A 13,250-nucleotide genomic window follows, 5' to 3' on the forward strand; every position below is an offset into this window, starting at 1 on the left:
TTAATTCAATAAATATGCATGATAAAGGTGAATAAGCGTTGAATTATTGCATAAAAAAAACACTTCCGAAGAAGTGTTAAGCGCGAGCGGGTAAATCAAGAATTGCAGTTGCAAGCACGTGGTTTTGACTTTTGTTACGCAGCTCATTCAGAAAGAATCCGTCTTGTAAATCTAATTTGGTGTCTAAGGCAAACACAGTTAGCGTATATTGGTGTGTTTTGTCGGGTGGCATTGGGCCAATATAAGCTTGGTTGATATCAGGATTAGCTGTTTCACCCATTTTTTGGACATTGTGCCAAGTAGAATTTGTACCAAAAGTAGCTGTCCCGGTTGCACGCAAATTTTCTGGAATATTGGCAACGGGTAAGTTAGCAGCTAACCAGTGAATCCAAGGGAAACCAGTTACAGGTACAGCGTCGTAATCAATTAAACTCACTGATAATGATACGGTGCCCGTGGGAATGTCGCTAATATTGACTGGAAAGTTAACAGTAGGCATGCCATTGGTACGATAATTATCTGGGGCATATTTAGCATAAATATTGGGTAATAATTGATTTTCTAATGTAACGTTAAGTTTCATTTTGTTTCTCCAATCAAATTTTTTTTGGCTTGTGCGAGACGGGTGCGAACTTGGATTGGCATGTCAGCGTTATATGCGCGGACGGTTGCAATCGCTTTAATAATGGCATCAGTCTGTTCATCTATGTCAGTAACTTTGGTAATTTGACGTTGTGTTTCAACTTCAAAGCGGTCGATAAAATCCAGTTGAAGTTGGGTTTTGTCTGCGCGCAACGTTTCGGCTGATGCTGATTTACCTTCGGACTCAAGCGCCTTAATGGCTGCTTGATAACCCTCAAAAAATTCATTGGCATCGCTAGTATTGCGCCATGTTTTAGGCGCTTGTGGTTCGGGTTCAGATATTGTATCAAGCTTTTTCTCAGTGGGCTTTTTTTTGAAAATATCGAATAAAGACATTATATGTCCTTTCTCCTGAAAATGCAGGGAACATGCTTATCTAAGATGGGAATGGTTGTTTTTGTCATGAGACTGGAATAGCGAACAAACGTTTTATTTGATACAATAAAACTAGTTTTTGAATCGGGGAAAATCATGGCAGCACGGAAAACAATTTTTAATGACAAACAACGCATCTTACGCTTATATTCATCACTCATTAGTCATCGTGAGCTTTCAATAGAAGAAATCGAAGACATGTTTTTTGTTGGGCGCAAGACAGTTCAACGCGATATTTCAGAAATACGGACTTTTTTGCATGACTTACAAATTGGTGAACCAGTTAAGTCTGAAATTATTTTTGATCGTAATTCTAAAAAGTATCGTTTAACCGAAATGGATAATTTGTTTGCCGTGTTTGATAAGATCAATCAGCTAGATGAGGGCATTTAATTAAGTTGATTGGTAATTTGGTCGAAGTCATCAACCATATCTTTAGGACCAACGACTGATACAATGTCTTTTTCTTGAAGGGTGTAGCTTGCCTCTGGGGCAACGATGACTTCGTTAGCATGCCTGACGGCAATCACATTCAGACCAAATTTTTTGCGGATGTTGAGGTCTTTGATCGAACGACCGTAAAAAGCAGGATTGACAATTTGTATTTCTGCCATTGAATAGTCATCAGATAACTCTATAAAGTTTAACATGTTGGGCGCTAATAGTTTGCGTGCCACTCGTTCGCCCATCTCGCGTTCCGGTTGCACAACGACATCAGCGCCTATTTTTGTGAGCACACGCAAATGGGTATGATTTTCCGCTTTAGCAATAACATTTTTGGCGCCTAAATCTTTGGCGTTGATGGTAGCTAGAATGCTGGCTTGCATGTTATGACCAATGGCAATGATAACGTGATCAAAGCTTGCAATGTCAAGCTTTCGTAAGACATCATCTTCTTGTGCATCTGCGACAACTACCTGTGTGGCAATATCACGATAATCGTTGACATTTTCTTCATTAATATCAATACCCATCACATCCTGACCGTTAGCGATCAGTGTTTGTAAGAGGGCACCGCCGAATCGACCAAGTCCAATAATAGCGTAAGTTTGTTTCATAATTTACCTCAAATTTTTTATCCGATAATGACTGATTCTTCGGGATAGCGATACGGTGCGGCTTCGTCATGAACATTCAAAATTGAAAACATAACGGTATAAATACCAACACGACCAATGAACATTGCTAACATGATGACCAATTGCCCAAAAGTCGTCAAATGTGGCGTGAGACCAAGTGTCAAACCAGCAGTGGCAAAGGCACTGACCACCTCAAAAATAACATATTCCAGACCGTGGTTGGCGGCATGACTTTGAGTGAGCATCAACATAAACGACAGAATACCAAGAAAAACAAGTGACACACAAACTAATAACAACGCTCGCATGATATTTTCTTGGGTCAAGCGCCGATGAGCAAATGTGACATCTTTTTTGCCACGTAAAGCAGCATGCGTTTGTAAAATTAAGACACCAAGAGTTGTTGTCTTAATACCGCCGGCGGTCGAGCCCGGCGTACCACCAATATACATTAACATCATGGTCAATAGAATAGTGGCAGACCCAAGACCACCGACATCAAACTGTGTAAATCCGGCGGTACGATACGAAATAGACATAAATAGCGTATCAAAAACACGCATGACGGGTGACAAGCCACTGGCAAACGCTAAGTTGCGTTCAGTTAATTCGAACAAAAGCCAACCACCAATGATTAAAGCGCCGGTCATGACCAAAGCTAACTTTGAATGAAGTGTTAGACGATGCGTTTTTTGATACAATAACACGTCACGCCAAACCAAAAATCCTAACGAACCAGCAATGACTAAGGCCGCAATAATCGCTAACACAAAGGGTTGGTTGACATACTCGGCAGTGTTTTTTGGCAAAATGGAAAAACCTGAATTACCAAAAGCAGAAATGGCATGGAAGATTGCATAAAAAGCACCACGGCCCCAACCAAAATCATGAATAAAAAAGGGTGCTAATAATATAGTGCCAATGAATTGAATTGCAATCGAAAGTTTAATCACATAGCCAAAGACGGCACGTGTGTCATATAGACTTTGTAAATTATAGACCTCTTGCACCATCATTTTACTGCGCAAGTCCATCTGCCGACGAGTGGCCGTAAATAACAATACTGAAAAAGACATAAATCCAAGAGCACCAATTTCGATTAAAATCATGATAATGGTTTGCCCGAACGTAGTCCAATGGGTTGCTGTATCAACAACGGTGAGACCAGTAACAGATGCAGCAGAAGTGGCAGTGAATAAGGCATCCATAAATGTATGATCACGACCACCAACATAACTGATGGGTAGCATCAATAATAGTGCGCCAACTGTAATCACGGTTAAAAAACCTAACGACAGTCGTTGCGGCATTGAAATACGCGACCAAAAAAAACGTCGCTGTGAATAATCATGGAATTTCCGCATTTCCGCAGCGGAGGGCAGGTCGATTTTTCTAGACATGCTCTTATTATAACGCATCTAATAAGGTTGATGAGGGTTTATTAGTTGGTATGGGGGAATATGTTGAGTCACTTTATTGCCATTTTCACGATTGAAAAGCGTTTAGCAATAGGTAAAAATAATGAAATATATGTGTTTATAGAACATGGTATAATATTCTTTAAGGAATTTCCGCGAACAGCATTTGTCCGCGGAATTTTTACAAATGAATAGAAAGAAGTGGATGATATATGACCGAATCAACACCAGTCATTGAAATGCGACACATCGTCAAAAAGTTTGGCGATTTTGCTGCCAATGATGACATCAATTTACAAGTCCAACAAGGTGAAATTCACGCGTTACTTGGTGAGAACGGTGCCGGCAAATCGACATTAATGAATATTTTAACAGGGTTGTTGCAACCAACTAGTGGGGACATTTTAATTAATGGACAACCAGTAGTGGTAGATTCACCCTCAAAGTCAGATTCGTTAGGTATTGGTATGGTTCACCAACATTTTATGTTGATAGATGCTTTTACAGTGACGGAGAACATTGTTTTAGGATCGGAAATTACAAAAGGACTCTCATTAGATACCAAAACGGCGGCTAAAAAAATCCAAAGTTTGTCAGACCAATATGGTTTGGCAGTTAATCCAATGGCTAAAATCTCAGACATATCTGTGGGACAACAACAGCGTGTTGAGATTTTAAAGACCTTATATCGCGGTGCTGATATTTTGATTTTTGATGAGCCTACGGCGGTTTTGACACCACAAGAAATTGATGAATTGATTGCAATTATGCACAATTTAGCCAAAGAAGGCAAGTCAATTATTTTAATCACCCATAAGCTGGATGAAATTCGTGCTGCCGCTGACCGCGTAACGGTTATCCGTGCTGGTAAGTCTATCAAGACATTCCCAGTTGCTGGTGTTTCATCACAACAATTAGCTGATTTGATGGTTGGACGTGAAGTGAGCTTCAAAACGGAAAAAGAACCTGCGCACCCAAAACAAACAGTGTTGGCGATTGACAATATTGAAGTAGATGATGCACGTGGCGTTGCCGCTGTAAAAGATTTCAGTCTTGAAGTTAAAGCTGGTGAAATTGTTGGTTTGGCCGGTATTGATGGTAATGGTCAAACTGAACTAATTCAAGGGATTACAGGGTTAACCAAGGTTAAGTCCGGCCATGTCACATTGAATGGTAAGGACGTGACGAACAAAAAACCACGTCAAATCACGGAATCTGGCGTTGGGCATATACCGGAAGACCGTTTACGTTTTGGCATGGAAGTTGACATGACCTTGTCAGAAAACTTGTCATTACAAACTTACTATAAGCAACCAATTTCCAAATCTGGTGTCTTACAGCCAGCAGAAATGGATAAGTTGGCTAACAAATTAGTCAAAGAATTTGATGTTCGTGCAGCAAGTATTCATGTGACAGCAGGTTCAATGTCAGGTGGTAATCAGCAAAAAGCTGTTGTCGCGCGAGAATTAGATCGTGACAATGACTTGATTATCGCAGCTCAGCCGACGCGTGGTTTGGATGTTGGTGCAATTGAATATATTCATCGGCGATTGATTGATCAACGTACCGCTGGAAAAGCGGTTCTGGTAGTGAGTTTTGAATTAGATGAAATATTAAATTTGTCAGACCGGATTGCTGTCATTAATGCTGGTAAAATTGTTGGTATTGTAGACGCCAAGGAGACAAATAAACAAGAATTAGGTTTGTTGATGACTGGCATGAGTTTGGAAGCAGCGCGTGAAGCGTTGAAAGAAGAGGTGACAGTCTAATGGTGGTGCAAAAAAATAATTTTTCAGTTGCACTGTTTTCTGTATTGTTTGGGTTGATTGTCGGCGCTATCATTATGTTAGTGTTCGGGTATAACCCTATTTCAGGTTATATTGCGCTAATTAGTTCGGCGTTCGGGTCAATGCAAGACATTGGTGGCGTCCTGACGCAAATGACACCGTTGATATTGACTGCCTTGGGATTCACGGTTGCATCAACGGCGGGATTCTTCAACATTGGCTTATCTGGGCAGGCATTAGCTGGTTGGGTAGGCGCTGTATGGTATGCGCTAAGTTTCCCTGATATGCCAGCATTTGTGATGATTCCCAGTGCGTTAATTTTAGGTACTGCTTTGGGTGCCGTTGCTGGATTAATTCCGGGTTGGCTACGCGCACAGTTTGGTGCTAGTGAAGTGATTGTCACCATCATGATGAACTATATTTTGCTCTTTTTGGGTAACAATATTTTGCAAAATACGATGGCAAAAAGCATCAAAGAATCTGCTGAAACGACGAAACAAGTCGGGCATAATGCCTCACTTCAATTAAAATGGCTGACAGATTTGACACAAGGTTCAAGCGTTTCGACGGGCATCTTTATCGCGTTAATTATGATAGTGGTAGTTTGGTTTGTCATGAAAAAGACAACATTAGGCTTTGAAATTACCGCTGTTGGCTTGAACCCCGACGCCGCTAAATATGCTGGTGTTTCGGCAAAAAGAACAGCAGTTGTTGCGATGGCAATTTCTGGTGGTTTAGCTGGTTTAGCAGGTACAATCGAGGGACTTGGCAACTATCTTAACTTCTTCACACAAAATAGCTCACCATCTATCGGATTTGATGGTATGGCCGTTGCATTGTTGGGCGGTGGTTCATATTTGGGTATCTTGGGTGCTGCTGCGCTATTCTCAGTGCTCAAAATTGGCGGCCTAGGTATGCCAATGAGTTCAGGTGTGCCATTTGAATTAGTAGATATTGTGATTGCCTCAATCATTTTCTTCGTTGGCGCAAACTACTTAATCCGTCTGATTCAAAAGCGCATTAAAGCTATGGATGAAAAGGCAGCAACTCAAGACGCTGCTAAAAAGTCGGCCAAAGTTGCTAGCAAACAAGCGAAAGGTGGTGAATAAACATGTCATTAGTAGCGATTCTTACATTAGTTGTGTCAAGTACATTGGTTTATTCAGCACCACTGATATTTACATCAATTGGTGGCACATTTTCGGAACGTAGTGGTGTGGTCAACGTTGGTTTGGAAGGTATCATGGGTATGGGTGCATTTGCGTCCGTTGTGTTCAATCTTACGTTTGCAAATACTTTTGGCACGTTGACCCCTTGGCTTGGTCTGGTTGCTGGTGCGATTGTTGGATTAGTCTTTTCACTCTTACATGCAGTGGCGACGGTCACTTTGCGAGCTGATCACATTATTTCTGGTACTGTTATTAATTTGATGGCGCCAGCGTTGGGTGTCTTTTTGATTAAAGTCATCTATGGCAAAGGACAAACCGAACCTATTTCGCAAGACTTTGGTTATGCTAACGTACCTGTTTTAGATAAAATCCCGTTTATTGGACCAATCTTTTTTGAGAAAACATCAGCACCGGCATGGTTAGCAATTATCGTGGCTGTTCTATCATGGTATATCATTTTCAAAACAAAATTTGGCTTGCGCTTGCGTTCAGTTGGTGAAAATCCACAAGCAGCGGATACGCTAGGTCTAAATGTTGCCCGCTTGCGATATTCTGGTGTGATGATTTCTGGTGTTTTAGGTGGTGTTGGTGGTGCAGTAGTTGCTCAGTCAATTTCACTTAATTACAGTGTCGGCACTATCGTGGGACAAGGATTCGTGGCTATGGCGGCCATGATATTTGGCCGATGGAATCCATTAGGTGCCATGGGCGCTTCATTATTTTTCGGATTATCACAGTCACTTGCAGTTGTGGGTGCACAATTGCCGGGATTGAAGAATGTCCCATCAATCTGGTTACAAATTGCACCTTACGTACTGACAATTGTCGTGCTTGTCTTCTTCTTTGGTAAGACACGAGCGCCAAAAGCAGATGGTGTTAATTATATTAAAGCAGCTTAATACCCTTCAAAGCATGTCAAAATGGCATGTTTTTTTGATGTAAAAAACCCTTCGCGAGAAGGGTTTACGATTTAAGAATAATCTGTGGTTTTGGTTTGAATAGCTTTCGCGCTGGCTGCCAACTTGTCTTGTTCTTCGGGAGTTAGTGGCAAATCAAAGTTAGCGACAACACCGCCACGACCAATAATCGCTGGAGATGAAATATAGCCATCAAAATCCTCGTTATAGTGAGAAACAATCGCTTCTTTTCGTGCATCAGACAAAATGATTTGTAGCAATGAAACAGCAGCGTGGGCAATGGCAAAATTCGTATAGCCTTTACCAGAATGAACAGTGAAGCCACCGACGCGAGCGTCATTTTCTAATTTATCCAAATCAAGTGATTTTTCTGCTGCCCACGTACGGGCATTTTGACCCATAACATTAACTGTTGACCAAGCGGCAAACTGGGAGGCACCGTGTTCACCTAATACATAGCCGTTGACACTACGCGGGTCGACACCTAGCGCTTCGCCAAAGACGCGCTTGAGTCGCGCTGTGTCAAGGTAAGTCCCTGTCCCAATAACTTGTGCACTTGGCAAGCCGGTAGCTTGCTGGTAGATACCAGTAATGACATCAACAGGATTACTAATCGCTAACAATACACCATTAAAGCCGACTGCTTTCAAGTCAGCACCGACCTGCTTGGCCATTGGCAAGTTTGCTTTGAGTTCACCAAAGCGATCACCATCTGGTTTGATGAGATGAATGTGACCAAGTGCGCTAATGACAACATCTGCATCTGCTAAATCAGGGTAATCACCAACATGCACATCAATGTGTTTATCCAAAAGACTTGAGGCGTCGCTGAAGTCTAATGCTTCAGAGGCCACTTTTTCTGGTTTCTTATCAATCAGCACTAGTTCATCAGCTAAACCTTGGGACACAATCAAATGTGCGACGGTTGCGCCCACATGACCGATACCAACTATTCCTACTTTACGCATAAAAACCCCACCTATTCATTTTCATTAAATATGAATTAAATTATACACTTAATAAGTTAGAATTTCCTTGCTAATATCACATTTTAAGCGTTAAGCAATAAAATACTTTAGAATTTGTTCTTCAGTAAGCATATCTTTATCTTCACCACGAACATCAAGGACAATTTGACCAGCATTTAAAATAATGAGGCGATTACCATATTCTAAGGCATCTGCTAGATTATGAGTAATCATCAAAGCAGTTAAATGATTCTCCGTGACCTGCTGATTGGTGGCTAACATCAGTTGTTCTGATGTTTTTGGATCGAGCGCTGCCGTGTGTTCGTCTAGTAAGAGTAGCTCTGGCTTGACGCGCGTTGCCATTAAGAAGCTTAAAGCCTGTCGCTGACCACCAGATAAATCACCGGTGGCTGTTTGTAGACGTGTATCTAAGTTATTACCCATGGTTTTGGTAATAGTGGCGTACTCATTGAGCTTTTCTTTTGTCAGGCCTCGACTGCGCAAACGACGCTTAGCGCCTCGTTTTTCAGCGAGCAATAAATTTTCGGCCACAGTCATTCGAGGCGCTGTCCCCATCTTCGGATCTTGAAAAACACGAGCGATATAGTTGGTGCGTGTTACGGCAGATTCGTTGGCAATGTTGTGATTATGGTGCAAAATTTGACCCGTACTAATCGGTAAATTACCAGCAATCGCGTTGAAAAGGGTTGATTTTCCAGCGCCGTTGGTGCCCAAAACAGTAATGAAGTCACCGTCAAAAATATCAAGGTTAAGCGATTTGAGAATTTCGGTATTCTCACCGACAGTCACAACGACATTTTTAAGTGAAAAAACAGGTTCAGTCATGAGGGGCAACTCCTTTTTTAAGCATAGTGTCTAATTTCAGCGCGTGGCGAATTTGTGGCAACATCATAGCCAAAGCCAATACAAAGGCAGAAATTAAGTTCAAATCGTTAGTGCTAAAGCCAAGTTGCAAGACAGCCAGCAAGACCAAACGATATAAAATCGAACCAACAATCACGGCAACAAGTCGTTCATTTAATGTTAATTCGCCAAAGACAACTTCACCAATAATGATTGAGGCTAGGGCAATAACAATAATACCAATGCCCATGTTAATGTCAGCGTAGCCATTATTTTGAGCAATGACAGCCCCGCCAAAAGCGATTAAACCATTTGATAACATCAGTCCCATGATGGTCATCCGATCAGTTTTGATACCAATTGATTGCGCCATATTAGGGTTATCGCCAGTGGCAATGAAAGCTTGTCCGAGTTCAGTTTGGAGGAAGAAAATCAGTGCGATGGTGATAATTGCAATGATGACAGAGCCAACCAATACAGAGTCAAAATATTTAGGCAGGTGCCGCAAGAAAGCGGCCGAAAAGAGTGACTTTTGGTTGAGCAATGAAATATTAGCTGACCCCATAATGCGTAAATTGATGGATAACGAGGCTGTCATAACCAAGATACCAGCTAACAAGATAGGAATTTTTCCTTTTGTGTAAAGTAGACCAGTGATTAAACCGGCAATTGCACCAACAATAAAAGCGCTGATGGTTGCCAAATAGGGATTCACGCCGTGGGCAATCATAGCTACAGCAGTAGCTGCGCCCAATGGAAATGAGCCTTCAACAGTCATATCAGGAAAATTTAAGATACGAAATGTGAGAAAAAGCGCGACCCCTAATACGGCCCAAAGTAGTCCTTGACCAATGCTTGAAACGATAATACTCATTTGATTACTTCTCCTTTACTTTCAGCATCTTTGACGAGAGATTGCGGTAGTGTGACTCCTAATAATTTAGCTTGCTTTTCATTGACAACGGGTACCCCCTTAGTGATGGTTTTGACAGGGTATGTGGCGGGGTTTTTGCCTTTCAAGACTTTAGCAGCCATGATACCGGCTTGGTAGCCGATGTCATATTGGCTTACTGAGATAGTAGCTAAACCACCGTCTTTAACCATTGTATCAACTGCGGGGATGACTGGAATTTTTTCTTGATTTGTGACATTAATTAGGGTTTTCATGGCTGAAGCAACACCGTTATCTTGTGGGGCGTAGACAACATCGACTTGACCTGCCATGGTTTCAGCAATTTGTTGCATATCGTTGGTTGTGGCAATCGTGTACATTTTGACGTCATAGCCTTGGCTCTTAGCTAAAGTTGCCATTTTTTTGGCATTATATTCGCCACCGTGATCAGAAGTTGTATAGATAATGCCAAGTTTTTTGGCAGCTGGGACAACTTCTTTAATCACATCTAAATGCTGTTGAAGAGGTGAATCACCTGACGTACCAGTAATATTTTTACCTGGGCGTTGTGTTGATTTTACTAAGCCTCCTCCGACAGGGTCAGTAATGCCGGCCAAAATAACGGGTGTTTGTCCGTCAGCTGTTTTAGCTAAAGATAAGGCAGCAGGAGACGCAATACCAACGGTTAAATCAGCATTTTCGTTGGCAAATTTCTGTGACATGGTCTTCAAATTAGACTGATCTGCTTGCGCATTTTGATAATCAATTTTGATTTTGCCTTTGGTGTAGCCTTCATGAGCCAAACCAGCGACGACACCTTTGTGGATTTGATCCAGTGCCGGATGGGTTACTAGTTGTAGAATGCCGACCGTTGGTATGTACTGCTTTTTGGCGGTTTGAGGCTTGGATGTTTGGAAAAATGCGACACCCAAAAATGCGACAATGATGATAATGACTGCTGCTAAACGCTTGTTCATAATATAATCTCCGTAACTGTTCTCTTCATAAAAAATGACCTTGGGAAGCCACACAAAGCTTTCCAAGGTCAAAAGAAAAGTCTGCATGGCGTGTTGATTGCCATACAGACTCAAAGTAATGCAAAAGTCGTCGGTATGGACAAAACTGATTGTCTCAGCTTGTCCGTTACCGAAAAGCTGATTTACCGACGCCACCAAGCGTTACTAAATTGTGCTGAAACTTTTTGCATGATTTATCTCCGAGTTGTTTATGAAATAAGGATACTAAGAATTTGATGAGTTGTCAAGCATATTGTTAAGATAATTATTAAATCTTTTGTGTGATAATACAAACAGTGGTGGCACATCTAGTTAAGAACTGTGTATAAACTAACAAAATCTTATATTTTATTCACAGTACGACGCAACAAGGGGCTAGATTTGCCTGTCAAAATGCCGGCCACTTCTTTGGCAAATTCAGCTCTGTCAACCGGTCGAAATTTATTGAAGTAGGCGATACTTTTCAAATGGGTCAAGGCCACACCTGGCCAATATGAACTTTGGCGCGCGGGATCAAAAATAATACCCGGATAAACTGCAAAAGCGCGACCAGGTAGTACTTGCGCCATTTCGCGCTCCACGGCTAGTTTGGCTTTTAAGTAAGGTCGCATAAAGAAGGGTCCAGCGTTTGCTGATATGAAAAGAAACTTTGGTTTGACTTCCTGAGCTAATAAATGAATCAGTTGATGAGCTGGTTCATAACTGCTGTTTTGGTAGGTTTGATTCTTTAATGGGTTGGGTAACAGAATACCAACAGCATCAATTACCCAATCCGCATCGCTCACAATAGGACGTAATTGTTCGCTTTCACTGAGATCAATTGCATGATACTGTGTTTGATCGCCTGGTTTACCGTTGAATGAGTGTCGTGAAATGCTGTGCACCTCAAATAAGTCGGACGACAAATACTTAATTAAACCCTGACCAACGAAACCAGTACCACCTACAATGACAATCTTTTGTTTCTTTTCAATCATTGGCTGACCTCACCATTATTTAAGCATATTGTTGCGATTGTCCCAAATATATGAAATCGCTAAAATCAATAATCCTAAGTTAGAAGCTAAAATAGCAAATGTAGATTGCTTCATAATCCAACTAATCAATGAGACAAACATCAAAACTAATGCTAGTATTACGACGTACACGGTGCTTTTTTTCATGATAATCTCCTTAAATATATTACAATTACTATTTTAACACGAGTCCCTTGATAATCGTGAAATGAGGAACGGGTCGCAAAAAAGTAACAGTTCTGTATGAAGAGGTGTTAATCGCTTGTAAATAGGCCGTACTGGTGTAATATAGATGAAGAACATTTGTCGGAAGGGATAGACAGATATCTGGCTTATCAAAAGTCGATTTGTTAAAATAGAGGATATGCAAAAACAGAGTGGCTTCTTAACTGAATTAATAGTAGTTGGTATTGGCGGTGCCATTGGTGGTAGCGCACGATATCTGTTGGGATTAGTGCCAAGCATTGGTGCTATGCCAGTGATGACAATGCTGATTAATTGGATAGGAACGTTTTTGCTTGCATCACTTGGCGCGTATCTTGCGAATCGTGAGAGCCGATTACAACCGTGGCAAACTTTTATTGGCACAGGGGTAATCGGAGGTTTCACAACTTTTAGTACGATGATTTTGCAAGTTAACCAGCAGGCTTTAACGAGCATGACAAATGCCATTATCTATGTTGTCTTAACATTGGGTGGTGGCTTGATTATGCTCAAAATTGGTCAAAAGTTTGGTCGTAAAGTGAGTGAGGTGCGTTCATGACATTACTAATTGTTGCGATTGGTGCAGGATTAGGGACAATGTTGCGATACTTAACGGTCACATTTTGGTCGACTAAGCCACAGTACCTCACAGCTATTTTTGCGGTTAATATGGTTGGTGCTTTTTTTATGGGCATACTAATGGCAACAGGCGCTACTAATGCCTTGCATCATTTTTGGTCAACCGGTGTACTAGGCGGATTGACGACATTTAGTACGATGATGACCCAAAGTGAACAACATGCTACCGTGCAACAGCTACTGTATTTATTGATACAACTGGTTGGCGGGTTGGTCATATTTGGTTTGGGATTTGCGTTAGCCACCTTTTTGTAATTATGGAGA

The 13,250-nt window shown here is 41.4% G+C and carries 16 protein-coding genes; 6 read left to right on the forward strand and 10 right to left on the reverse strand.

Annotated features, from left to right (window positions below; genetic code table 11):
* Window positions 1-76 precede the first annotated feature (76 nt).
* Together IEU65_RS05765 and IEU65_RS05770 are read right to left on the reverse strand one after the other, a co-directional pair.
* The gene (locus IEU65_RS05765; RefSeq protein ID WP_010292595.1) at window positions 77-583 is read right to left on the reverse strand and encodes a YbhB/YbcL family Raf kinase inhibitor-like protein; all 507 of its coding nucleotides are present in this window, start codon (window positions 581-583) and stop codon (window positions 77-79) included.
* The gene (locus IEU65_RS05770) at window positions 580-978 is read right to left on the reverse strand and encodes a hypothetical protein (RefSeq protein ID WP_010292597.1); all 399 of its coding nucleotides are present in this window, start codon (window positions 976-978) and stop codon (window positions 580-582) included. Before IEU65_RS05770 ends, IEU65_RS05765 begins: the two co-directional genes overlap by 4 nt.
* 135 nt (window positions 979-1,113) lie before the next feature.
* Here IEU65_RS05770 and IEU65_RS05775 point away from each other — a divergent pair, with 135 nt between their 5' ends.
* On the forward strand, window positions 1,114-1,410 hold the full coding sequence (locus tag IEU65_RS05775) for an HTH domain-containing protein (protein ID WP_004911862.1): 297 nt from the start codon (window positions 1,114-1,116) through the stop codon (window positions 1,408-1,410).
* Here IEU65_RS05775 and IEU65_RS05780 read toward each other — a convergent pair.
* Window positions 1,407-2,075 carry a potassium channel family protein gene (locus tag IEU65_RS05780; protein ID WP_010292599.1) on the reverse strand — a complete coding sequence of 223 codons (669 nt, stop codon included), beginning with the start codon at window positions 2,073-2,075 and terminating at the stop codon, window positions 1,407-1,409. The genes IEU65_RS05775 and IEU65_RS05780 overlap by 4 nt on opposite strands.
* Before the next feature lie 17 nt (window positions 2,076-2,092).
* On the reverse strand, window positions 2,093-3,496 hold the full coding sequence (locus tag IEU65_RS05785; protein WP_031941306.1) for a TrkH family potassium uptake protein: 1,404 nt from the start codon (window positions 3,494-3,496) through the stop codon (window positions 2,093-2,095).
* Between the two features lie 230 nt (window positions 3,497-3,726).
* Between IEU65_RS05785 and IEU65_RS05790 the strand changes: the two genes are divergently transcribed.
* Genes IEU65_RS05790 through IEU65_RS05800 form a run of 3 tightly spaced genes read left to right on the forward strand, consistent with a single transcriptional unit; the run spans window position 3,727 to window position 7,369 of the window.
* Window positions 3,727-5,283 carry an ABC transporter ATP-binding protein gene (locus tag IEU65_RS05790; RefSeq protein ID WP_031940967.1) on the forward strand — a complete coding sequence of 519 codons (1,557 nt, stop codon included), beginning with the start codon at window positions 3,727-3,729 and terminating at the stop codon, window positions 5,281-5,283.
* Window positions 5,283-6,410 carry an ABC transporter permease gene (locus IEU65_RS05795; protein ID WP_010276210.1) on the forward strand — a complete coding sequence of 376 codons (1,128 nt, stop codon included), beginning with the start codon at window positions 5,283-5,285 and terminating at the stop codon, window positions 6,408-6,410. The genes IEU65_RS05790 and IEU65_RS05795 overlap by 1 nt, the downstream gene beginning before the upstream one ends.
* A gap of 2 nt (window positions 6,411-6,412) precedes the next feature.
* Window positions 6,413-7,369, forward strand: a complete 957-nt coding sequence (locus IEU65_RS05800; RefSeq protein WP_004911876.1) for an ABC transporter permease — start codon at window positions 6,413-6,415, stop codon at window positions 7,367-7,369.
* Between the two features lie 71 nt (window positions 7,370-7,440).
* On the opposite strand, the gene IEU65_RS05805 is transcribed toward IEU65_RS05800, so the two are convergent.
* From IEU65_RS05805 to IEU65_RS05830, 6 genes are all read right to left on the reverse strand, one after another.
* Complete coding sequence (locus IEU65_RS05805; protein ID WP_010276205.1) at window positions 7,441-8,355, reverse strand: L-lactate dehydrogenase; 915 nt, start codon at window positions 8,353-8,355, stop codon at window positions 7,441-7,443.
* Window positions 8,356-8,445: 90 nt separating this feature from the next.
* A complete protein-coding gene (locus IEU65_RS05810) occupies window positions 8,446-9,201 on the reverse strand; it encodes an ABC transporter ATP-binding protein (RefSeq protein WP_010276203.1) in 756 nt (251 codons plus the stop codon).
* Window positions 9,194-10,093 carry an ABC transporter permease gene (locus IEU65_RS05815; protein ID WP_010276199.1) on the reverse strand — a complete coding sequence of 300 codons (900 nt, stop codon included), beginning with the start codon at window positions 10,091-10,093 and terminating at the stop codon, window positions 9,194-9,196. Before IEU65_RS05815 ends, IEU65_RS05810 begins: the two co-directional genes overlap by 8 nt.
* Window positions 10,090-11,088 (reverse strand): tryptophan ABC transporter substrate-binding protein, encoded by a 999-nt coding sequence (gene trpX, locus IEU65_RS05820; protein ID WP_010276196.1) that lies wholly within the window; start codon window positions 11,086-11,088, stop codon window positions 10,090-10,092. The genes IEU65_RS05815 and trpX overlap by 4 nt, the downstream gene beginning before the upstream one ends.
* Before the next feature lie 380 nt (window positions 11,089-11,468).
* Window positions 11,469-12,104, reverse strand: coding sequence for an NAD-dependent epimerase/dehydratase family protein (locus IEU65_RS05825; protein WP_010276195.1), 636 nt, complete (start codon window positions 12,102-12,104; stop codon window positions 11,469-11,471).
* A gap of 15 nt (window positions 12,105-12,119) precedes the next feature.
* Entirely contained in the window at window positions 12,120-12,290 is a 171-nt protein-coding gene (locus tag IEU65_RS05830; protein ID WP_010276193.1) for a hypothetical protein, read from the reverse strand.
* A gap of 217 nt (window positions 12,291-12,507) precedes the next feature.
* Here IEU65_RS05830 and IEU65_RS05835 point away from each other — a divergent pair, with 217 nt between their 5' ends.
* Both IEU65_RS05835 and IEU65_RS05840 read left to right on the forward strand, forming a co-directional pair.
* On the forward strand, window positions 12,508-12,906 hold the full coding sequence (locus IEU65_RS05835; protein ID WP_010276191.1) for a fluoride efflux transporter FluC: 399 nt from the start codon (window positions 12,508-12,510) through the stop codon (window positions 12,904-12,906).
* Entirely contained in the window at window positions 12,903-13,241 is a 339-nt protein-coding gene (locus tag IEU65_RS05840) for a fluoride efflux transporter FluC (RefSeq protein WP_010276189.1), read from the forward strand. Before IEU65_RS05835 ends, IEU65_RS05840 begins: the two co-directional genes overlap by 4 nt.
* Window positions 13,242-13,250: the final 9 nt, after the last annotated feature.

This window comes from Leuconostoc pseudomesenteroides KCTC 3652 (assembly GCF_014634745.1).
Taxonomy (GTDB): Bacteria; Bacillota; Bacilli; order Lactobacillales; family Lactobacillaceae; genus Leuconostoc; species Leuconostoc pseudomesenteroides.